Consider the following 21,103-nt stretch of genomic DNA (forward strand, 5'->3'; position numbering starts at 1 on the left):
CTTAAAAACTCTTTGAAAAAAAATAAATTGGTACAAAACCTAGTGGCAAATTATACAAAACCTGCTGGCAAGCTACAAAGACCCTTTGAGAACCCCTTAAAAACTCTTTGAGAAAAAATAAATTGGTACAAAACCTAGTGTCAAAATATACAAAACCTGCTGGCAAGCTACAACTGGCAAGCTACAGTAAGCTACACACACAACAAAAAAGTAATGGTAGCGGAGGAGGGATTTGAACCCCCGACACAAGGATTATGATTCCTCTGCTCTAACCTACTGAGCTACTCCGCCAAAATAAGCAATCATAATTGTCAATAATTACATCTTTTGCGGATATAAGGGGTAGAATAGTAAGATGTCAAGCATCGTTTTTAAGCTTTTCTCTTGTCATTCTATTTTATCCTCGATATGTAAAAGTGTAATTTTCATATGATAAAGTAAGGTAAGGCATGAAAATGGTGCCACGTGTAGCGGTTTTAGGATGCGGTCATTGGGGTGAAAATCATATACGGACACTCCACTCTCTCGGGGCTTTAGCAGCAGTTTCTGATATTGATAATGATCGTGCTGCTAGTTTTGCAACACTGTATGGTGTAGAGGTTGTTACACCAGATGATCTTTTTACTCATCGAGATATTGATGCGCTGGTATTAGCGTTGCCGCCACAATTGCATACGCAAAATGTGCTCCGTGCTGTTAAAAATGGTAAAGATGTTTTGGTGGAAAAACCAATAGCCTTGAATGTTTCTGATGCTAAACGCCAAGTTCAGGAGGCTGAGGCCTATGAGCGAGTTTTTATGGTGGGCCATATTTTGCGTTTTCATCCAGCTTTTGAAAAAATGTGTGAATTGGTGAAAAACGGAGATGTGGGAGATGTGCGATATATTTATTCTCATAGATTAGGCTTTGGAAAATTTCACACACACAGTGATGCTTTATGGGATCTTGCCCCTCATGATCTTTCAATGATTTTGGCGTTGACAGGATGTGAACCTTCCGAAATTCGCGGTGAGGGGGCTGCTGTCGTTGATCAGATTTCTGATTTTTCTCATATTCATATGATTTTTCCAAATGGTGTGCGTAGTCATCTTTTTACTTCACGCTTGAGTTCTTATCGTGAGAGGCGTTTAACTGTTGTTGGAACAAAGGCTATACTCGTTTTTGATGATATGGAACCGTGGAGTCGTAAATTGGCAATGCACCATTTTGCCGTTTGGAAAGAAAATCAAGAGTGGGCTTTTAGCATGGATGAGCTGAATTACATTGATGTTTGTGAAGATTTGCCGCTTACTTGCGAATTACGGCATTTCCTTCATTGTATTGAAACGCGTCAATCACCTCGTACAAATGGTGATGATGCTGTTGCTGTTTTACGGATTTTAACAGCTGCTGATGTCAATTATGATAGATAAAAGAGATAGGTAGCGCTTTTGCATTCTTGTGATGATCAATGGAGTTAATATGCAATTCATCGACCTTGGGGCGCAGCGTGCGCGTATTGAAGATAAAATTAATTCTGCAATTGCGCATGTAGTCGCTAGTGGTAAGTATATTTTGGGGCCAAAAGTAACAGAATTTGAAGAGAAATTGGCAGAATATCTTGGCGTTAAACATGTGATTGCATGTGCTAATGGAACAGATGCTTTGAAGATGCCTCTTATGGCTAAAAATATTGGTCCAGGCGATGCTGTTTTTTGTCCTAGTTTTACATTTTCAGCAACGGCTGAAGTGGTTGCTTTGGTGGGGGCTAAACCTGTTTTTGTTGATGTTTTACCTGATACATTCAATATTGATGTTGAAAAACTTTCTCACGCTATCGAAATGGTAAAAAAAGAGGGACGTCTAAAGCCAAAAGCTATTATTGCCGTTGATTTATTTGGACTTTCTGCTGACTATGTGCAAATTGCTCAAGTGGCTGCAAAGGAAAATCTTTTTGTAATTGAAGATGCTGCTCAATCTATGGGGGGGAGAAGCGGTAATACTATGTGTGGTGCTTTTGGTGATGTGGCTGCTACAAGTTTTTATCCTGCAAAACCATTAGGATGTTATGGTGATGGAGGCGCTATGATGACCAATGATGATCATTTTGCAGAACTTTTACGCTCTATTTTGTTTCATGGTAAAGGTGAAACGCAATATGACAATGTACGTATTGGTATGAATTCGCGCCTAGATAGCATTCAGGCTGCAATTTTACTAGAAAAGTTTGCGATTTTTGAAGATGAAATGGAAAAGCGTGTAGAAATTGCTCAACGCTATTCCAATGGCTTAAGAGATATTGTTACAGTTCCAGAAATAGGAGAAAATATTCGTTCTGCTTATGCACAATATACGATTAAGGTAAAAGAACGGGATAAATTAAAAGATTTTTTACAAAAAAATTCTATCCCTACAATGATTTATTATAAAACTCCTTTACATCAACAGCCAGCTTATAAACACTTCCCTTATGTAAAAGATTCCCTTTCTGTTTCAGAGTCTTTAGGAGAGTGTGTCTTAAGTTTACCAATGCATCCTTACTTGACACAAACGGATCAGGATATGATTATCAAAAAAATAAGAGATTTTTATCACTCTTGAGAGCGTGTTTTTATCCTTAAAATTATGGTCAAATCTCTATTGGTGATCCATCTTAGAAGGTATTTTTTGTTAAAGTGTGTGGCCAATATTTTGGTATTATTTCCTTTCTAGGACCTATGAAATGTTGTCCTTTAGAGCGGTGATATGATTAGAAAGTGAAGCTTCTAGACAAGAAGATATTTTTTAACAGAACCGTATGGGCTAAGAAACTTTGTCCTTTAGCTTAGCAAAAAAGTCACGTTTAGTAAAAAGGATTTGGGTTATGAAAGTTACAATGAACCTTTGTTGATTTTACTCTTCATTTAAGGTGTTTTAAAAGATAACTTATTTAACAGGGCTTTTGGAGAGAAAAGTTATTTTTTGGCGAATACGTGATGCTAGGTCATTTTTGCTTTTGGATTTTTGAATCAATGTGTTGATGGGTGATGTATTCCCCTCTTGTAGTGCTATTTGAGCCGCCAATGTTGCTGCAAGTTCTTTTGTTTCTTCTCGGAGTTCTTCTAGCAATTGGTGGTTAGCAGTCGTGTCCAGCTCATGAGTTTGGATTTTTTGTAAGCGTTGCTGATAGTGTGCGACTTTTTCACGCATCATTTGTCTTTCCTTTGGAAGTGTGTAGTGTGGCGATATTTTGTTTGATTGCTATCGCTTCTTTGGTGAGAGTATCTTTTGTGGGGAGGCATAGCCGATAAAATTGTTCTGTTACTTGGCTCAGTTGTATTTTTTGTTGGACATATTTTTTTTGCAAAAATTCGTACTTTTGTTGGTTGTTTGCTAATTCTACAGCATGTTGTGCACGAAGAAAATCGTGATTTGCTTCTATTTCCGCGAGTGATAATGGCATTTTCGCACAAACATCTTTATACGCAAAATGAACGGCTTTACGCCAAATAAAAGGAGATAAAAGCACCAGTAACCAGGAAGTGAAAGCAACTCCAAGTATAAAAAAAAGAAATGATTGAATAAGCATAATACCCCTTTTCAAATAAGAAACCGTTTAAAACGGATTCCATGTCGGTCTATGTGTTAATTTTAAATATCCTATATTGATACCAAGGCGTGCGCCGACTCCTGTACGTATTGGGATTAACAAGGTATTATGGTATTTTAGGACATGAAAACCAACACCTGCAATTAAATAGGCCGAACCTGAAATACCACCATAGCGTCTCCATAAATTATTTATGCCACTAAGATTGTAAACTAAGATCATTAAACGGGAGCCTTGGCCGCCAAAATCCCATCCTACTGAGGGACCTTGCCAAAAAACTTTATGTTGACCATAGCTTTTGGTAAAAACCATTCCTTCGCCATAGGTTAATCCAGCAAAAAAGGCACCAGAAGCTTCTTCTCCTAAAATATAGGCATTGGGATAACCATATTTTGAAAAAATATTTTGAATTGCAACAGCCAGACCACTGGCTGTTTTTCCAAAAAAAATATGACCAGAATCAATAATTTCTTGGAGTGAATAATGAGGTTCGTTTTGCTCTATTGGTTTTAGTCGAGCTTGTGTAGTGTTTATGGTGATGAATAAAAGGAAGATTAAAGATATAATATTTTTGTACCAGTATTTGAGCAGAGAGAGAGCCATGGAGTTTTCTCCTTTTATTAGTGATAAACAAAAAGATAATATTAGAATTTTCATCCTATTCAAATAAAAAATAAGATATAAGGTTATTTAAATTCTTGAATTTATTTCTGAATTTTTTAGCATGATTGTTAATGTTTCCTATTATGCATCAGATGTTAAGAGTTTTTCTTTAAAATAAAGTTTGTTTTTTTGAATCTAGGAGTTTTCAATCATTATGACGTTAGATATTTCTTTGAAGCCTATGGATCTTGCTGCTTTGCTTTGTAGTCGTATTTGCCATGATTTTATTTCACCTGTGGGGGCTATTCAAAATGCAATGGAGCTTTATGATGAAGGAGGAGCTGAAGAAGATGCTTTACAATTGGTGCGTTTATCCGTTGCGAGTGCTGCTGCACGTCTACAATTTGCGCGATTGGCTTTTGGTTTTGCTGGTGCAAGTGGAGGACAAATAGATACACGGACTGCAGAGCAGGTTGCTCAACAATATATGAAAGAAGAAAAAGCAACTTTAAAATGGCAAGCTTCTTCTTTATTGTTAGAAAAAGATGAAGTTAAACTTTTGCTTAATTTATTATTGATTGCAAACGCAACAGTTTCTCGTGGTGGTGAAATTGTTGTTATGATTTTGCAAGAAGAAAATAAACGTTCTTTTCGATTTGAGGTTTTCGGTAGAACTCTCCGTATACCCCCTCATTTTCTTGCGTTATTCCGTGGAGAAGTTCAAGAAGAGCTTATTGATGCACATGTCATCCAATTTTATTACACAATGTTACTTGCTCAGATGACAGAGATGAAAATAAATATTGATGAAAGTGATGGTTGTATTGTTTTAGAAAGTGTAAAAAAGCTTTGAATAAGAGAGAAGCGCTTAAGCTGTGTTGGGAAAAGTGGTTTCGATTGAACTTATGAGCGATAAGGTTATATGTGTAAATTGGGTGTGGTTACTTCTTAAGCTTTAAGCGCTTTCTATATGAGATTTTTAGTGCGCGAGTTCTCTACTTTTAATAGAGAAAAGATCTCGGGAAAAAATCTCGGCCCGCTACACTCCGAGATTTTACAATGTGCATGTTCACTGCTTAAGCGGTTTTTCGTACGTTCTCTTCAACTGGATCACGTAATACATAACCACGTCCCCAAACTGTATCAATGTAATTTACACTGGAAGAGACTGCTTCCAATTTTTTCCGCAATTTACAAATAAAAACATCGATAATCTTTAGTTCTGGTTCATCCATTCCACCATAGAGATGATTGAGAAACATTTCCTTGGTAAGGGTGGTACCTTTGCGTAAAGAGAGAAGCTCTAACATTTGGTATTCTTTACCGGTTAAGTGAACAGGGCGCCCTGCAACTTCGACAGTTTTTGTGTCAAGGTTAACGGTGAGATCTCCGGTAACAATAACCGATTGTGCATGTCCTTTTGAACGACGAACAACTGCATGGATACGTGCAATGAGCTCATCCTTATGAAAAGGCTTCGTCATATAGTCGTCTGCTCCAAAGCCAAAACCACGAACCTTATCTTCAATGGCATTCATACCAGAGAGGATTAGGACAGGAGTTTTTATTTTTGCCAACCTTAGAGTCCGCAAGACATCATACCCTGACATGTCAGGCAAATTCAGATCAAGCAAAATGATATCATAATCATAGAGTTTTCCTAAATCGATACCTTCTTCACCCAGATCAGTGATATAAACATTAAAGTTAGCCGACTTTAACATCAACTCAATGCTTTGAGTAACTGCTCTATCATCTTCAATTAATAATACGCGCATTTTAGATCCCTCACTTTGCTCCTTCACGAATCATAAGGAGCATTTCTATTTTATATCAGTTAGCAAAACCACTGTTATAAAAACAATTCATTAAATCAAACACTTATAACAAAGCGTTTATGAACATTTCAGTAGTACGCGTAACAATCACTACTAAATTCCCCACTATCCATGATAGTGGTTAACAAAATATTTTTATTTTTGAAAGAGGCTACAAAATTATTTTAGAAAAATCCTATATTTTTTAACATAATAAAAAAGGAGGGCTTTTTCTATAAACTTTAACTTAAAAAAATTTGTAAAAGAGCTTTATAAATTACTTTTTTATAATTTCAGTGTTTATTTACTGAGCTTTAAACCTCTTCAGTTTATAATGGGGGAAAAGTTAAAGAAATAGTTATTGCTCTTTAAAGCAGATTGTATTTTCAGATGCTTTAATGCAAGGCAAAAATTATTATAATTTCAAGTTAATAGACTGTTTTTGTCGGATAGATATATAACTAAAAGATATTTATTGGGTGTGAATGCGAGTTTTGAGTTGGCGCAATCAAGGAGTAGTGAGTATGAAGCCACGAGAAAATATGGTGCGATTGAGGATGTTTCAAGTGCGTGGAAAGCGCCGTGAAATTGCACAGCTTGAGATGATGATCGCAGAATTTGAACGAATGGTGTTAGAGTTGGAAGCACAGATTACTCATGAAGAACGTAAATCTGGAAACAATGATGTTCACCATTTTGCTTATTCTGCTTTTGCGCGTGCAGCGCGGCAAAGACGTGATAATCTGATCAATTCAATTCGTGATTTAGAACTTCAAAAAACAAATGCTGAAATTGCTCTCCATGAAGCTAATACAGAGCTGCAACGTGCACAGCTTTTGGAAGCACGAGAAAAGAAGATTGCTGCGGATGATAAGGATATTTTGATTCAATCTAATTCAATGGTTGGCTAATTTAATGGCTGGATGATAAAAGCAATTATTGAAAAATCCATTCTTTCAGGTTTATCTTTTGGATATAGTATAAAACAGCCAAACTTTTATCAAGTTTGGCTGTTTTATAGATTGCTTTATGTTATTAATCAATGGCAACTTAATGCCTGTAGTGTTGAATCTTGGTCGTTCGTAATCCCGCTAAACCGTGTTCATCGATTAAACTTTGCCATGAAAGAAATTCTTCTACGGTCAAAGTATAACGGTGGCACGCTTCGTCAAGACTTAACAATCCACCTCTGACAGCCGCAACAACTTCAGCTTTGCGACGAATCACCCAGCGCCGTGTTGTTTGCGGCGGTAGGTCGGCAATTGTAAGCGGACTTCCATCTGGCCCAATAACATATTTCATTTGTGTTTTTATCAAGTTGCTCATTCGTATCCTCTACCTTTAGTCAAGGACTTGATTCGTTTATAGAGCATGAAATTTAAAAAAGAGCTAAAAGCGCTGAAAGAAAAAATTAATAAAGTGATTGGGTATGTAAAAAGAAGCTCAAGTTGAAGTGTGTAGAAGAGATTCTTGCAATATTTTACCGGATTTTTCAAAAGAGAAAAAAGGTTTTCTCCTAAACGATTACCATTATGCCTTATTTCTATCATTCTTTTTTTGTTTGCAGCAGCTTTTAAGAAAGTAATGCCTATGGTTGTGGAAAGGATAAAAAAATAATATAAAGACAATCAATCGTGTAAAAGTGCTAAAGAGCGTGCATCAAAATGTCAACATATGGCTAGCCATTAAACAGAGCATTAAATAGAGAATGAATACATGTTTTTAAACAGTCTTGATTTACCAGGACAACCTGAGGATTATCGCATTGTTGTTGCAATGTCGGGGGGGGTTGATTCATCGGTTGTTGCAGGTCTTTTGAAAAAGGAAGGGTATAATGTTATTGGCATTACGTTGCAGCTTTATGATCATGGGGAAGCAATGCATCGGGTGGGGGCGTGTTGTGCAGGACAAGATATTGAGGATGCACGCCGCGTTGCAGAAACATTAGGAATACCGCATTATGTTCTTGATTATGAAAAGCGCTTTCGCGAAGCTGTTATTGATCCTTTTGCAGAAAGTTATGCTCATGGAGAGACCCCAGTACCATGTATTGCATGTAATCAAACGGTTAAGTTTGCTGATTTATTAGCAACGGCACGCGAATTGGGGGCGGATGCTTTGGCTACGGGACATTATATTCGTTCGCGTTCCAACGGAGCGCATCGAGCACTCTTTCGTCCTCTCGATAATGATCGTGATCAGAGTTATTTTCTCTTTGCAACGACACAAGAACAGATTGATTATTTGCGTTTTCCACTTGGTGACCTTCCAAAAGCCCGCGTTCGTGAAATGGCAGCAGAAATGGGCTTTGTGGTTGCCAATAAGCATGATAGTCAGGATATTTGTTTTGTTCCACAAGGAAAATATTCAGATGTTATCGCAAAACTGCGTCCAGAAGCAGCTAATCCTGGCGTTATTGTCCATATTGATGGAAAGATTTTAGGTAAACATTCGGGAATTGTTAATTATACGGTTGGTCAACGTCGTGGTATTGGGGTGTCAACGGGTGAAGCGCTTTATGTGGTTTATCTCGATGTGGAAAATGCACGTGTTATTGTTGGACCGCGTGAAATGTTAGAAACGCATAAGCTTTTTTTACGTGATGTGAATTGGCTTGGTGATGAGTCGTTAGATAATTTCCCTTCTCAAGGTATTGAGGTGGCTGTAAAGGTGCGTTCAACGCGTCCTCCTCACCTTGCGCGCTTACATTATAAAGAAGGTATTTTTTCTGTTGATTTATTGGAATGTGAAAATGGTGTGGCACCAGGGCAAGCTTGCGTTCTTTATGATGGAAATGGTCATGAGGCGCGTATTCTTGGAGGAGGATTTGTAACACATTCAGAACGTGCAGCTGATACTGAAATGATGTTGAAGCGCGTTTTATGCAATCTCGAAACAAAAGATCCTGTTTCCTCAGAACTAAAAACAACAGCTTTATAAAGCATAGTAAATTGATTTATAATGATATTTTTTAATCTTAAACTTGAATGAGAGACTTCCGGAAGATTTTCTCATTGAAAGTTTGTTTTATGATTGAATCCATCAAAATTATATCTTCTGCACGTCATAAGCGGGGTTAGGGTGTGGAAAGTGATGAAAAAAATGTAAAAATGTTTTTTATCAATGCTTTCAAAGGCTAGGGAACGGCAATATTATTGGAGACTGGTAGATAACATACAACATTAGGTATGTTCTATAACTTGAAGTGTTATCATCTTTAGTGGTCAAAGTTGGTAAAATGAGCAAGTGCAATACCTGAGGCTGTGGCAACATTAAGGCTGTCAAAACCGTCAGTCATGGGAATACGTAAGGTGTTTGATTGTTTTAGTATGTGGAGTGGTAAGCCATCGCCTTCTGTTCCAAAAATAAGTGCTATTCTTTTGCTTTTGTTGGCTTGTTTGAGAGTGTGTGAGGCAGAAGGGGAGAGTGCATAAAGATGAAAGTTTTCATCGTTTAGAGCAGCTATAATGTCATCTATATCAGCGTTTTGCGTATAGGGTACTTTTAAAGCAGCGCCGGCAGAAACTCTTATTGATTTGCGATAAAGTGGATCGCATGAGGTTTTGTCGACAATAATGCCATTACTGGCAAAGGCTGCTGCATTACGAAAAATTGATCCCATATTATCGTGATTCGAGATACCACATAAAACAAGAATCAAAGCTTTTTCTGGAAGATATTGTAAAAAACTTTGTAAGGATGGTAGTATTTTTCGTTTACCAATACCCAGAACACCACGATGAACATGGAAGCCGGTGATATTATCCATAACTTTTTGTGGAACGCAATAAATGGGACATAGGGGCTGTGTTTTTTCTAAAAGCGGTAGAAGTCCAGAGAGACGGTTTGCTACGATGAGCAGTGAGATGGCAGAAAACTCTTTCGAATGTAGTAATGCGGACAATGTTACTTTGCCTTCAGCAATAAATTGATGTTGCCGTCCAACAAGATCTTTTTCACGGATATTATGATAGGCTTTTAGGCGTGGATCATCTGTTTCATTGATTGTTATGATATTCAAATGCATGCGAGATTTTTAGTGCTTTTTTCTTATGATTTCCAGATGTTAGAATTTGTTTTATTTAAAAAGAAGAGATAAAAAAATATTTTTTAAAACTTATGGTAGAATTTGTATTGACAATATGCAACCATAGGTATAATGTAAAAATACTGATACGGAATCATATATTTTTTCTCGTATCGGGTGCAGTGTCTTGGGTCCCCGCTATTTCCCAAGTTCTGTATGCCCTTAGTTTTTAAGGGAAAAGAATCTGGGTCCCCAATGCCCAGATTCTTTTTTTTTGAGGGTAATCATTGTTCTTCTTTTTATATCTAAATTTTTCAGTAAATCATATTTTAAAATCCTGTTGACCTGTAAAGTTACTGTAGAGTGCTAAGATATTTTTTCTAAGGTGCAAAGATGGCTTATAGATGGGTTATAATGCACATCATAAGACTGAAAAATAATGCATGATCATGATAGATTTGAGCAAAAACAAGTTTTTCGTTTATGAGAAGTGAGGTGGCTTTAAGTTATTCAGAAAACGATTAATAATGAAGGTTATGTGTTTGATTGCTCTTGGGAAAGCTCTTTTCTCTATTATTTTCTCTCTTCTTTATTTATTGGTGCTGTTCGTGTAACTGAGCAGTTTTTACGATAATAATGGTGAGTTGAGGCGTTTATTGTATGATGAAGCTTCTGTAATATTGAGGAAAGATCGTCGTTATGCAAAAAGTATAATGATATGGTTGAAAATATTAATTCCCTATTTCGTGAAGAAAAGGATGAGGTTCATGGATGTAAAAATCAATATACAAAGCTTAACTTTATACTCTATTTTTATTGCGTGTATTGTTTTTGCTTTGAAATATTGGGCATATCACATCACAGGTTCGGTTGCACTTTATTCTGATGCATTGGAATCAATCGTTAATATCCTTGCGTCATTGGCAGCATGGTGGGCTGTTAAAGTGAGTATGAAGCCAGCAGATCATGATCATCCCTTTGGGCATCATAAAGCGGAATATTTTTCCGCAATTCTTGAAGGGGTACTCATTATTATTGCGGCAATTGTTATTTTAAGAGAAGCATGGATAGCTCTTTCTACCGTTAAATTGTTGCAGAAACCTGGAATATGGCTTGTTATTCATCTTATTGCAACTGTCATAAACTGTATGTGGGGAATGGTTCTTATTGGGCAGGGAAAACTCCATCGCTCACCGGCTCTTAAAGCTGATGGAGTACATTTTATAACTGATGTTTTTACGTCGCTTGCAATTTTAATTGGTTTAATTGCCGGTTTTGTCGGAGGATGGGGAGCTTTAGATCCAATTTTAGCGATAATCGTTGCCGTTAATATTCTCTTACAGGGCTGGAAGGTGATTAGAAATGCTGTTCAGGGATTAATGGATGTTGGCGTTGAATTGAATGAAAGCATGCGGATTCGTGAGCTGATTTCTGCAAATGCATCGGGTGCGCTTGAGGTCCATGATTTGCGGACGCGTGTTGCTGGGAGGGTTACTTTTATAGAGTTTCATTTGGTTGTACCTGCTATAATGCCGGTAGGTGAAGCACATAAAATTTGTGATAAAATCGAAGCTGTTCTTCAAAAAGAATTTGATAATGTGCGTATTTCTATTCATGTCGAGCCTGAAGATGAGGCAAAATTGCCTCCCGGTACAACGGTAATCCCTTTTATATAAAAAGATTTTTTCAAATGGGTTGTCATGTTACGAACATTAATTTTTTACGGTGTGGCAACTCATATCTCTTGAAAATACGATGATGCTCTTTTGTTGATTGTATTTTTGCATCAATAAAGGGGAAGATTAAACAGAGTCTCTTAAGGCAAGATTTATTCTGTTATCGTACACTGTCATTTAAGGTGTGGTGAGATAAGACCTATAAAATTTGATCTCTTAAGCATTTTTTGAGTGCGCGGTCAATGCCGAGCAGTAAGGTTTGCTGGTGGCGTTTAATTGAATTACATGAAATGGTTATCCGCTGAAATTGGCTTAAGAAGATGTATTGTTTACGGGGCTGTCAAGAATAGATCTCTTGTTTTTGAGGGCGAGAGGAAATAGAGCTTAATTATAAATTTTATATAAAATACTTTGTGAGACAATAATCATGACATACCTTATTTTACTTATGCTTGCAAAAAAATATTTTTTATATTCATAAAGATTAGAATGGCGGTGGTCTATAGATAATTCTTAGCTCGAGCATATGAAAAGAAAGTATGATACAAGAAATAACAGAGTTTTGCTTGCCTTCAGCCTTCAGTCAGTAAAGGTAATTATAACCGCCATTCTTCAAATATGATTTTATCCGTGTAGATTATACAAAGTTAGACGTTTATCTGAATAGCTTCAGTATATCTATTAAGAATAGAAAAGCTATTTCATATCGCTATGATGTTATTCAAGGGCTCTTAAAACGACGATTCCTGGTGTTTTTGCAACATAATCCATAAAAGGGGTATCGACGACTTTTTCATTTTCTTTGTGTGAAGGAGCATGTCGTAACATCGGCCCTTTATCTGTCATGATAAAGAAACTCACATGTGTTACATCCAATCCAGCAAGTTTTGCATAAATACCAATGAAATCCCCTGATTTTAAACGGCTTATAACCTCTTCATTAATAAAGTTACTTGGAATATACGTTATTGTGCGTTTCACAACTGGAAGTCCAGGAAGATAGCTTTCACCATCAGCTTTTTTGTTGAGATATTTTTCTATTTTTACCGCATGGGGACTTATTTCAGCGGTAATATCAGTGGCGAGTTTATATTCTCTATAAGCCCAATCCGTAAAAAAATGTTTCCGATTTAAAAAATCAACATTACCGTTAATATAACGCGTTTTTATGACGTTATTTATGAATTCTGTTTGGGATGTTGATTTGCGCAATGCTTCAACATAATCCATACAAGTGAAGTTATCTAAGCTTCTAAAATCAATAATCAGTTTTTCTGGTGTATTTTCTGAGCCATGTAACATATTAGCTTTGTAAGGTGTTCCTAAAAAAGCTTCAGAAAGAAAGTCAATCACGGCTCCTTTTTCGTGATCATTTATTTCTGAACGTTTTTTGAGAAGAGCATTTAATTTATTTAAAGTATAGGGATCTAGCTCTACGCTGGTTGTTTGTTGTGTTTCTATTTTATTTTCTATCCCCCCCTCTTGTGAATAAGAATTTTGGACATCACGTCCTATCACTAACATTAAAGTGAGAATTAATAGGGATATTTTTTGCATTTTACACACCATTTTTAAATTTAACAGTTCACGGACAACACGTACTAAAAGAACTGTTTTCTCATGCTTATTAGCATTTTAATGTAATAATAACATATAATATTGATTGATTCAATAAATATAATCAGTTTTTACAGTATTAATATATTTTACGATGATTATTAAATATTTAAATTATTATATGGCATTGATTTATCTAATAGAGTTGATGTTTTAAAAATTAGCAGTATGATAAGTTGTAATAATGTATTATAAAATTAATCATAATATCTATCAAATTATTTTGATATTCTATGTCTTACGATTAATTGTTAATGATTTATTCTCATAAGTATTTTTTTCATTTAATATAAAAGATATTTTTTATACTTTGATAATGATATATCAAGTAAAAAATAATTTTATATTTTTATCTTGACTCTTTTTGTAATTTTTAATTTGTTATTATTTCATATATGAAAATTATACAGCATAGAATACTTTTAAAAGGAAAAGGGAGTTAAAAGAGAGCGGGGGAGTCATTGTATGCGTAAAATAGTGTGTATGTTATGCAAGACCAAATGCTCAATCCGAAATTTGTTCAGCGTGGGCTCATTTTAGTGTTCATCACTTTATTGTTAGATATTCTTTGTATTGCGATCATTTGTCCTGTTTTGCCTGAATATTTTTCTCAATTAACTGGAAAAGAGGTCAGTACATCTTTTGTAGAAAGAGGAAAATTACTTGCAGCTTATTCAGTGATGCAGTTTTTGTTTGCTCCTGTTATTGGCAATCTCTCTGATCGTTATGGTCGTCGTCCTATTTTGCTTCTCTCTATTATTTGCTTTGCTCTTGATAATCTCATATGTGCTATAGCATGGAGCTATTCTATGTTATTTATCGGGCGTCTTTTGTCAGGGATAAGTGGCGCTAGTTTTGCAACTTGTACAGCTTATCTTGCGGATATATCTGATGATAAAACCCGTACACGCAATTTTGGTCTGTTAGGCATTGCATCCGCATTGGGGTTTATTTTAGGATCGTTTATTGGTGGTTTTTTAGGTCAGTTTGGTCCGCGTATTCCGTTTTATTTTGCTGTTGGTTTTTCACTCATTAATTTTATTTTTTCTTGGGTTATGCTTCCAGAAACCCTTTCTTTATGGAATAGGCGCTTTTTTGATATTAAGCGGGCAAATCCCTTAGGTGCTTTTTGGCATCTGAAACAATACCCGATGGTTCTTTGGGTGTTATTGGTCTTTTTTCTTTATTGGTTTGCGGAATCTGTATGGTTAAGCATTTGGGCTTTCATTGCAAAAGAACGCTATGATTGGAGTTCTTTTTCTATTGGACTCTCCTATAGTGTTTTTGGGATAGGCCAATTTATTGTAGTCGCTCTCATTTTGCCTTATTTTTCTAAACGATGGAGTGATTGGCATATTGTTATAGTAGGGCTTTTGTTTGCCTCTGTTGCTATGCTGGGTTATACATTTGCGACGCAGGGGTGGATGGTTTATATGGTTTGTGTGTGTACTATGCTCGAGTATCTTGTTCATGCACCTATACGTGCTATTGCTTCAGCGCAGGTACCGACAAATGTACAAGGAGAACTGCAAGGAGCGATGACATCTGTTATTTCGTTGAGTTTAACATTTGGTTCTGTTTTTTATGTGTTTCTTTTTGAATGTTTTACAGATAAAAATGCACTGTTTTATTTTTCTGGTGCTCCTTTTGTTGGAGGCTTTTTTCTTCTTGTTGTTGCGACAGTTATTTTTGTCTTGCGGGTACGTTAATTTGTTGAGAGGGGCTGGTACGTACTATTTTGCTAAAGAATGCACAAGATAAACAAAATGTATCATTTTATAGGCAGAAAGTTTTTGTGATATTTGTTTCACAAAGTGTTGTATAAAATATCGATATATCCTTCTCATTTAGTAAAAATAATTTTTTTATTTTGTGATATTGTTTGTAGAGGGGGAGTCCGTATTTTTTCTATTGCTTGCAAATTAATATCCAGTGCTAATGCAGCAGCATATTGAAAACAAAGATTAAAACGTATCTGAGTTAGATGTATCAGTATTGTATGAACAATTCCAAATTTTATATGGCAAATTGGAAGTAAAATATTGCTTATATTTGTTGGCATCACTTCTGGAATCGAAAGAAAACCTCATTTTGGAAGAATATAAAGTTGTAAAATTGAAAAGATGTTTTCTGTTTTGCTATTACTTTTTTATTCGGCTTTACAGTTTTCAAAACCATCTACGGCAATATCTTTTAAAAAGTAGAGATTTGTTGCATTGTCTCACACTTTAATTTTTTTTTTATTCTTTAGGAGGAGTTATGCTTCTCATGCACAATAGAATGCTTAAAATTGTATTGTGAATCAAATGCTTATTTGAAGTTTAGACACTTTACTCTTTTTAAAAATAGTTTTTATCGATACACTTACCTTGCTTGGGGGGAGAAGCCAATGATTTTGATGGATACGACCTTAAGAGAAGAGGAGGGAGAAAAATTTAAGTTATTCAGTGCGCTCTTTTTAGTTTTAGAATGATCAATAAGAATATTTATTCAATAAGTTGTAGGTATAAAAATAATATAATTGTGCGTAGGAAGATGATATAATTTAAAGGAGAGAAGTTAAAAGGTGAGGCTTTTTATTTTAAGATATTTTTTTATAATTCATAATGAGATCACTAAAATGCTGAAAGAGGTAGTGGCTATCTTGTGGTCCAGGAGAAGCTTCGGGGTGATATTGAACAGAAAAAACAGGTTTTCCAATGATTCGAATACCACAGTTTGAACCATCAAAGAGAGAAATATGTGTTTCTTGAACATGTTGTGGTAAAGAGGAAGAATCTACGGCAAAACCGTGATTCATCGATACAATCTCAACTTTTCCAGTGTTAAGGTCTTTAACTGGGTGGTTGGCACCATGATGTCCTTGGTGCATTTTCACGGTCTTTGCACCAACCGTAAGAGCGAGAAGTTGATGACCAAGACATATTCCAAAAATTGGTAAATTATGATCAATTAATGTTTTGATTGTTGGAATGGCATATTGAGCCGTAGCTGCGGGGTCTCCTGGTCCATTAGAAAGAAAAACGCCATCAGGGTTCATTGCCAGAATTTCTTTTGCAGTTGTGTGGGCAGGCACAACAGTAATGCGTGCTTTTTGTGTTGCCATAAGGCGAAGAATATTACGTTTAATACCGTAGTCAATTGCAATGATATGAAGATTGTGCACATTGTTTGTACCGTATCCTTTATTCCAACTCCATGGTTTTTCATTCCATTGCATTGATGATTGAGATGTCACGTCTTTCGTAAGGTCAAGATTGACGAGACCTTGCCATTTTTGCGCACGTTTCTTTAAAGAAGGAATATCAAAGTTTCCATTAGCATCGTGTGCAATGACAGCATTTTGTGCACCTTTTTCACGAATAAGAATTGTGAGTGCACGTGTATCAATACCACAAAGTGCAATAATTTTACGCGTTTTAAGCCATTGATGAAGATTTTCATTGGATCGATAATTTGAGGGATGTGTAATGTCTGCTTTGAAAATAGCGCCAACAGCACCATGACAATTGAGAGGAGAGAGATCTTCAATATCTTCGCTATTTGCCCCTACATTTCCTATATGAGGAAAAGTAAAATTAACGATTTGTTGTGTGTATGACGGGTCTGTGAGGATTTCTTCATAGCCTGTGATGGCGGTGTTAAAACACACTTCAGCTTCAGCTATACCTGTAGCACCTGCTCCTTTGCCTTCAATAACGGTTCCATCTGCTAAGACTAAGAGGGCTGTCGGTTTTTTGATACTCCAAGGGTGGCTGGGTGAAGTCGCTTGTATCATAGTATGTATCCACAATTTATTCTAAAGGTATGATGGCTTATTCTCTGAAAGGTATAATGATCAACTTTACACAAAAATCATACCTTTAGCAGATGCTGTGCATATTATTCTGGTAACGTTTCGCTTGAAATAGGCAGTATAAGTACATTCCATGAAGAGGTAAAGTCTTGTTTTAGCTTTTCGAAGATCGAGTCCTTAATTATTTTTTTATTCTCCATTGCAAGATGGATAAAGATTGGTTAAAAGGCATCTTCTTCTTGAACAAAAATTGGATAAATTTATGTTGCGTAACCAGATTGATGGGGCTCTTAGGGCTGCTTTGAAAGCGCAAGATAGTGCGCGTCTTGCTACACTTCGTTTAATGAATGCTGCAGTTAGGGATCGTGATATTCTTTATTATGATGAAGGGAAGCTAGAAGTGGATGATCAGCAGATACAGTCTGTTTTCACTAAAATGCTTCAACAGCGTGAAGAATTGATGCGAGCCTATAAAGAGTCTGGTTGCTTGGAATTGGCAGAGAGAGGACAAGCAGAAATAGAAGTTATTCGTGAATTTCTTCCCTATCAACTTAAGGAGATGGAAGTAGAACAGGTTCTTTGTGAAGCTTTGGCACAAACAAAGGCAGAAAAATTACGCGATATCGGTAAGGTGATGGCATGGCTTAAGGAACGGTATGCGGGGCAAATGAATTTTTCTAAAGTGTGCAATAGTCTTCGTCAAAAATTGCAATAGATCTTGTTAATTCAAGGGGATTGGAAAATGTTTTTTATTGTGCGTCGCCTTTGTAAATCAGTAGGATGTTGATAAATGTCATTTATCTTGTACTTACATACTATTATCAAAAAAATAACTTTTTGATATCAACGAAATTTTTTTGGCTCTTATAGAGCAATAAACATTCTTTTAAGTATTATATTTTTCTGTTCTTCAAAGCTGTTAGACCATTAAAAAACAAAAAGATTATAGAGTTTTTACTTTTTTAAAAAGATCTATTGTCAGCACTGTTAAAAATTTTAAAACAGAATGATTAAGCTAATTGATACAGATTTCCAATTTTGGGGAGTGTATTATTGTCTTTTTTGCTGTTTCAAAGCATTTGTTTGATAAAGAGTTACCGTATTTAGAGTAGTGATTATTCAGCAAAAAATTTAAACGTAGATGGTTTTATCAATATGGTGTGTATCTTTTTAATTCAAGTGCTGGTTTTAATGATAAGAAAATCAGAATTTTAGAACGTTTTTTCTAGGGAAGAGATTTTTTAAGCTGAGTTGATGAAATAAAAGGATATTTTGAAAAGAAGTCTTTGTTTTTAATGTGTTCTTGAGATGATTTTGAAATTCTTTTCTCTGATTAAATCCCTTATAAGCTATATGAAATCTATAAGTTATGCAGAATAAAATGAGTAACCTCTATTTGTGGGGATACAGTGGTGAATCTGTTAAAAATAGTTCAGTTAGCAACAATGGCTTACCCGTTAACCGCAAACGGGAACGGCGTGCCCATAGCGCACCTTGTTGACCAATATGAATGTAATCGCGGGTTAATTTGTCATTGTTAAATAAATAATGTCCTAGAGGTACAGTTCCCAAATGCATCAAGGCTTGATTGTGTAGGAGGGTTTCTTGTGGAATTACAGTGCGTCCAAGGAGCCAAGGTTTATTATCTCCCATTAATATGACTTCGCGTAGCCAATAACGCGCATTTTCGGGGAGATGCTCTGCTTCTTCTGTTAATTTATCTCGCGTAATAAAACATTCGCGTTGTGGTTGAACTTGGAGGCAGGTACAATATTTCTTTAATCGAAGCGTCATTGAGCCCGATTCCATGAGCCAATCGCGAACATTTTCTGGTATTGGAGGATTTTGATCAGAGAACCACTTTAGAGGTGGTAAGATGGAATCTTCAAGATCAGACATCGTTTTACTCCACAGCTAAAGTCTTATTCCATATGTTATGTTGGGTTAAATAGATAGCTCTATTGTAATACAAGGAGTATAAAAGCAGCAAGATTTTAACAGGAAGATATCAAAGGGAAAATCGAAAGCAAAGGTCTTTAAAAGAAGATATGCAGGAAGTATATATTATAGGATTATTTTCATTTAAAAAAGTAAAATAAAGTATTATGTTTTGTTCAAGGTGCTTTCACAATGCATTACGGAAATTTCTTTATCGCATGAGAGCAATGGGAAAAATGTTTCGTGCTTTAAAATTCGTTTGTAACGCATATAAAGAAGAGCTAAAAATTCATCTATGCAAGATGATATAAAGAGGAAATTTTAAGAGGAACAAAACTTTATTTTATACTTTAGAAAGAGAAGAGATATTCAAATCTTTTGAATTGAGATGTAAAGGAGATCGTATTCTTTATAATCAAGAAGTTTATAGTAATGCATATATTTTTGCAAAATATATTATATTATTAAAATTTTGAAATATTACATCACATAATGTGTATTAATTTTATAATAAATTTGCATTAATATTATTAATTTTTAATTATATATTTTTATTATTAAAAATAAATTTAAAAAACAAATTATAATTTAATTTTTATATTTATTTTAGATACTATTTTATTTCATAGATTAGAAAAAATATTTATCATTTTATTCTTGCCGTCTCTCTTTATTTCTTAAGATGCAAAAAAGCTCTTCGAGTTTTCTTGGTAAAAAGGGTGTTGTTGATAGAGTGTATAGGTGTTAAGCATTATACGGTAGAATTTTTAATCATCGTTAGTGATTTTTGTAACCTTATGAATTGTTATTACAGTGAGATAAGCTGGATTTGCGCACGTGGTACATAAATCAGTTCGTATTTCGTTAAAATAACGCAACATATCTCTCCTGATATGCGTAAGTTTATATAGGTATGAAATGGTGCGTTATAAAGTTCTTTACTGCATTTCGTTTTATAATACGGTGATGGTGTATGCCTAAAATCGCAGCTTAAGCATCTCACCATCATATCAAAATTGGTAACACCAAGTTACAAGAAAATATTTCAAACTCTGCTCGTTGTTTCCTAGTTTTGTATTGAATTCCAAAAGGTGTAAAAAATAAATACTCTATGATCGAATTTTTTGTCCTATCCATATAAGAATACAGGCTCCTATAAAACCTGAAATAAGATAGCCAAGCCAACCAGCAAAACTTACACCTAAAAGACTAAAAAGAAAGCTTGCTAGCGCAGCGCCAATAATTCCTAAGATAATATTTAACAATATTCCTGTTTGGCTTTTCATAATATACTGTGCTGCCCAACCTGCAATCCCGCCGATAATAATAGCAGCAATCCAACCGATGTTTGCATTTTCCATGATACCCTCCTTTGCCTGAATTTAAATTGTAACTAGAGTAAACTTTGTAAAAATCAAGGTTTATTCCTTTTTTTACCAGTGGAAAGGATATTTCTTTTAGATATTTTACTTATTACTTTCCTTTATATAAAAATAATATTCACATTTATATAATAATAATACTTAATAAGTATAAATATACAACATATTTTAATTTATAAATAAATTAATTAATTGATAAATATGAATAAAAGAAGAAAATATTAGTAGAAATGTTCTAAGAACTCATAAAGTGTATTTATAAGCTTTTTAAATCTCTCTCTTAAATTAAAAAAACAATTGTGATTAAAGCAATAAGTAAAATGGATATTTAAAAGTTTGGAGCTTGCCAATTGATATCAATGATGTTTGAAATGAAAACTGTTTCGTTGATACGTTATAGCATGGCTGTATAGGTTGAACCTCTACCAATCTTGATATAAATGTTGCATTTTTGTGGGGTTTTGTATTTCTTATAGAGTATTTCTGTTTCGCTGCTACTGTGAAGCGGTTCCCTTTTTACAAGGCGGGTTTAGGTTGGAACTATCATACTCTTGACCTACTCTTTATGTGTTTAACAGTCTTGGCTTTGAGATGGTTAGGCATTTTTACATCTTTCTTCAAGAGTTCTATTCTACATGCTGCTTTGTTTGTAATGTGCAAGCAAATGACTTTGAGCAAA

At 35.2% G+C, this 21,103-nt stretch carries 18 protein-coding genes and 1 tRNA gene; 8 read left to right on the plus strand and 11 right to left on the minus strand.

Going from position 1 to position 21,103, the window contains the following annotated elements:
* Positions 1–214: 214 nt before the first annotated feature.
* Positions 215–291 (minus strand) — tRNA-Met (locus tag ACFIM6_RS05240).
* 164 nt (positions 292–455) lie between these two features.
* Between ACFIM6_RS05240 and ACFIM6_RS05245 the strand changes: the two genes are divergently transcribed.
* Positions 456–1,412: a Gfo/Idh/MocA family protein gene (locus ACFIM6_RS05245; RefSeq protein ID WP_375612035.1), complete on the plus strand. Its 957-nt coding sequence runs from the start codon at positions 456–458 to the stop codon at positions 1,410–1,412.
* 49 nt (positions 1,413–1,461) lie between these two features.
* Positions 1,462–2,580, plus strand: coding sequence for a DegT/DnrJ/EryC1/StrS family aminotransferase (locus ACFIM6_RS05250; RefSeq protein WP_375611954.1), 1,119 nt, complete (start codon positions 1,462–1,464; stop codon positions 2,578–2,580).
* 324 nt (positions 2,581–2,904) lie between these two features.
* Here ACFIM6_RS05250 and ACFIM6_RS05255 read toward each other — a convergent pair whose 3' ends face one another.
* From ACFIM6_RS05255 to ACFIM6_RS05265, 3 genes are read right to left on the minus strand one after another with little or no spacing between them, the layout of a single operon-like run.
* Entirely contained in the window at positions 2,905–3,171 is a 267-nt protein-coding gene (locus ACFIM6_RS05255; RefSeq protein WP_375611955.1) for a hypothetical protein, read from the minus strand.
* Positions 3,161–3,547, minus strand: coding sequence for a hypothetical protein (locus ACFIM6_RS05260; RefSeq protein ID WP_375611956.1), 387 nt, complete (start codon positions 3,545–3,547; stop codon positions 3,161–3,163). Before ACFIM6_RS05260 ends, ACFIM6_RS05255 begins: the two co-directional genes overlap by 11 nt.
* 27 nt (positions 3,548–3,574) lie before the next feature.
* Positions 3,575–4,171 (minus strand): DUF1134 domain-containing protein, encoded by a 597-nt coding sequence (locus ACFIM6_RS05265; RefSeq protein ID WP_375611957.1) that lies wholly within the window; start codon positions 4,169–4,171, stop codon positions 3,575–3,577.
* 214 nt (positions 4,172–4,385) lie between these two features.
* On the opposite strand from ACFIM6_RS05265, the gene chpT reads away from it, so the two are divergent.
* Positions 4,386–5,024 carry a histidine phosphotransferase ChpT gene (gene chpT, locus ACFIM6_RS05270; protein ID WP_375611958.1) on the plus strand — a complete coding sequence of 213 codons (639 nt, stop codon included), beginning with the start codon at positions 4,386–4,388 and terminating at the stop codon, positions 5,022–5,024.
* A gap of 223 nt (positions 5,025–5,247) precedes the next feature.
* Here the strand turns inward: chpT and ctrA are convergent, their stop codons facing one another.
* Positions 5,248–5,949, minus strand: a complete 702-nt coding sequence (gene ctrA, locus ACFIM6_RS05275; RefSeq protein WP_273790819.1) for a response regulator transcription factor CtrA — start codon at positions 5,947–5,949, stop codon at positions 5,248–5,250.
* 563 nt (positions 5,950–6,512) lie between these two features.
* On the opposite strand from ctrA, the gene ACFIM6_RS05280 reads away from it, so the two are divergent.
* Complete coding sequence (locus ACFIM6_RS05280) at positions 6,513–6,899, plus strand: flagellar export protein FliJ (RefSeq protein WP_375606932.1); 387 nt, start codon at positions 6,513–6,515, stop codon at positions 6,897–6,899.
* 139 nt (positions 6,900–7,038) lie between these two features.
* Here ACFIM6_RS05280 and ACFIM6_RS05285 read toward each other — a convergent pair whose 3' ends face one another.
* A complete protein-coding gene (locus ACFIM6_RS05285) occupies positions 7,039–7,314 on the minus strand; it encodes a DUF1153 domain-containing protein (RefSeq protein WP_273790817.1) in 276 nt (91 codons plus the stop codon).
* 390 nt (positions 7,315–7,704) lie between these two features.
* On the opposite strand from ACFIM6_RS05285, the gene mnmA reads away from it, so the two are divergent.
* Positions 7,705–8,928 (plus strand): tRNA 2-thiouridine(34) synthase MnmA, encoded by a 1,224-nt coding sequence (mnmA, locus tag ACFIM6_RS05290; RefSeq protein WP_375611959.1) that lies wholly within the window; start codon positions 7,705–7,707, stop codon positions 8,926–8,928.
* A gap of 277 nt (positions 8,929–9,205) precedes the next feature.
* On the opposite strand, the gene ACFIM6_RS05295 is transcribed toward mnmA, so the two are convergent.
* Entirely contained in the window at positions 9,206–10,015 is an 810-nt protein-coding gene (locus ACFIM6_RS05295; protein WP_375611960.1) for a TrmH family RNA methyltransferase, read from the minus strand.
* Positions 10,016–10,782: 767 nt separating this feature from the next.
* Here ACFIM6_RS05295 and ACFIM6_RS05300 point away from each other — a divergent pair.
* Positions 10,783–11,691 carry a cation diffusion facilitator family transporter gene (locus tag ACFIM6_RS05300; RefSeq protein ID WP_375611961.1) on the plus strand — a complete coding sequence of 303 codons (909 nt, stop codon included), beginning with the start codon at positions 10,783–10,785 and terminating at the stop codon, positions 11,689–11,691.
* Positions 11,692–12,408: 717 nt separating this feature from the next.
* Here ACFIM6_RS05300 and ACFIM6_RS05305 read toward each other — a convergent pair.
* Positions 12,409–13,248 carry a DUF1460 domain-containing protein gene (locus tag ACFIM6_RS05305; RefSeq protein WP_375611962.1) on the minus strand — a complete coding sequence of 280 codons (840 nt, stop codon included), beginning with the start codon at positions 13,246–13,248 and terminating at the stop codon, positions 12,409–12,411.
* A gap of 548 nt (positions 13,249–13,796) precedes the next feature.
* Here ACFIM6_RS05305 and ACFIM6_RS05310 point away from each other — a divergent pair.
* A complete protein-coding gene (locus ACFIM6_RS05310; protein ID WP_375611963.1) occupies positions 13,797–15,017 on the plus strand; it encodes an MFS transporter in 1,221 nt (406 codons plus the stop codon).
* An 872-nt stretch (positions 15,018–15,889) separates the two neighbouring features.
* On the opposite strand, the gene carA is transcribed toward ACFIM6_RS05310, so the two are convergent.
* A complete protein-coding gene (carA, locus tag ACFIM6_RS05315; protein WP_375611964.1) occupies positions 15,890–17,086 on the minus strand; it encodes a glutamine-hydrolyzing carbamoyl-phosphate synthase small subunit in 1,197 nt (398 codons plus the stop codon).
* A gap of 235 nt (positions 17,087–17,321) precedes the next feature.
* Between carA and ACFIM6_RS05320 the strand changes: the two genes are divergently transcribed.
* A complete protein-coding gene (locus ACFIM6_RS05320) occupies positions 17,322–17,819 on the plus strand; it encodes a GatB/YqeY domain-containing protein (RefSeq protein ID WP_375611965.1) in 498 nt (165 codons plus the stop codon).
* Between the two features lie 677 nt (positions 17,820–18,496).
* Here the strand turns inward: ACFIM6_RS05320 and ubiC are convergent.
* Both ubiC and ACFIM6_RS05330 read right to left on the minus strand, forming a co-directional pair.
* Positions 18,497–19,003, minus strand: a complete 507-nt coding sequence (ubiC, locus tag ACFIM6_RS05325; protein WP_375611966.1) for a chorismate lyase — start codon at positions 19,001–19,003, stop codon at positions 18,497–18,499.
* Between the two features lie 1,148 nt (positions 19,004–20,151).
* Positions 20,152–20,403, minus strand: a complete 252-nt coding sequence (locus tag ACFIM6_RS05330) for a GlsB/YeaQ/YmgE family stress response membrane protein (RefSeq protein ID WP_375611967.1) — start codon at positions 20,401–20,403, stop codon at positions 20,152–20,154.
* Positions 20,404–21,103 lie beyond the last annotated feature (700 nt).

Source organism: Bartonella sp. AA9NXGY (assembly GCF_042196845.1).
Taxonomy (GTDB): domain Bacteria; phylum Pseudomonadota; class Alphaproteobacteria; order Rhizobiales; family Rhizobiaceae; genus Bartonella.

Coding starts and splice junctions, on each gene's coding strand:
- ACFIM6_RS05245 (WP_375612035.1), top strand. CDS start 456: ATGGTGCCACGTGTAGCGGTTTTAGGATGCGGTCATTGGGGTGAAAAT.
- ACFIM6_RS05250 (WP_375611954.1), top strand. CDS start 1,462: ATGCAATTCATCGACCTTGGGGCGCAGCGTGCGCGTATTGAAGATAAA.
- ACFIM6_RS05255 (WP_375611955.1), bottom strand. CDS start 3,171: ATGATGCGTGAAAAAGTCGCACACTATCAGCAACGCTTACAAAAAATC.
- ACFIM6_RS05260 (WP_375611956.1), bottom strand. CDS start 3,547: ATGCTTATTCAATCATTTCTTTTTTTTATACTTGGAGTTGCTTTCACT.
- ACFIM6_RS05265 (WP_375611957.1), bottom strand. CDS start 4,171: ATGGCTCTCTCTCTGCTCAAATACTGGTACAAAAATATTATATCTTTA.
- chpT (WP_375611958.1), top strand. CDS start 4,386: ATGACGTTAGATATTTCTTTGAAGCCTATGGATCTTGCTGCTTTGCTT.
- ctrA (WP_273790819.1), bottom strand. CDS start 5,949: ATGCGCGTATTATTAATTGAAGATGATAGAGCAGTTACTCAAAGCATT.
- ACFIM6_RS05280 (WP_375606932.1), top strand. CDS start 6,513: ATGAAGCCACGAGAAAATATGGTGCGATTGAGGATGTTTCAAGTGCGT.
- ACFIM6_RS05285 (WP_273790817.1), bottom strand. CDS start 7,314: ATGAGCAACTTGATAAAAACACAAATGAAATATGTTATTGGGCCAGAT.
- mnmA (WP_375611959.1), top strand. CDS start 7,705: ATGTTTTTAAACAGTCTTGATTTACCAGGACAACCTGAGGATTATCGC.
- ACFIM6_RS05295 (WP_375611960.1), bottom strand. CDS start 10,015: ATGCATTTGAATATCATAACAATCAATGAAACAGATGATCCACGCCTA.
- ACFIM6_RS05300 (WP_375611961.1), top strand. CDS start 10,783: ATGGATGTAAAAATCAATATACAAAGCTTAACTTTATACTCTATTTTT.
- ACFIM6_RS05305 (WP_375611962.1), bottom strand. CDS start 13,248: ATGCAAAAAATATCCCTATTAATTCTCACTTTAATGTTAGTGATAGGA.
- ACFIM6_RS05310 (WP_375611963.1), top strand. CDS start 13,797: ATGCAAGACCAAATGCTCAATCCGAAATTTGTTCAGCGTGGGCTCATT.
- carA (WP_375611964.1), bottom strand. CDS start 17,086: ATGATACAAGCGACTTCACCCAGCCACCCTTGGAGTATCAAAAAACCG.
- ubiC (WP_375611966.1), bottom strand. CDS start 19,003: ATGTCTGATCTTGAAGATTCCATCTTACCACCTCTAAAGTGGTTCTCT.
- ACFIM6_RS05330 (WP_375611967.1), bottom strand. CDS start 20,403: ATGGAAAATGCAAACATCGGTTGGATTGCTGCTATTATTATCGGCGGG.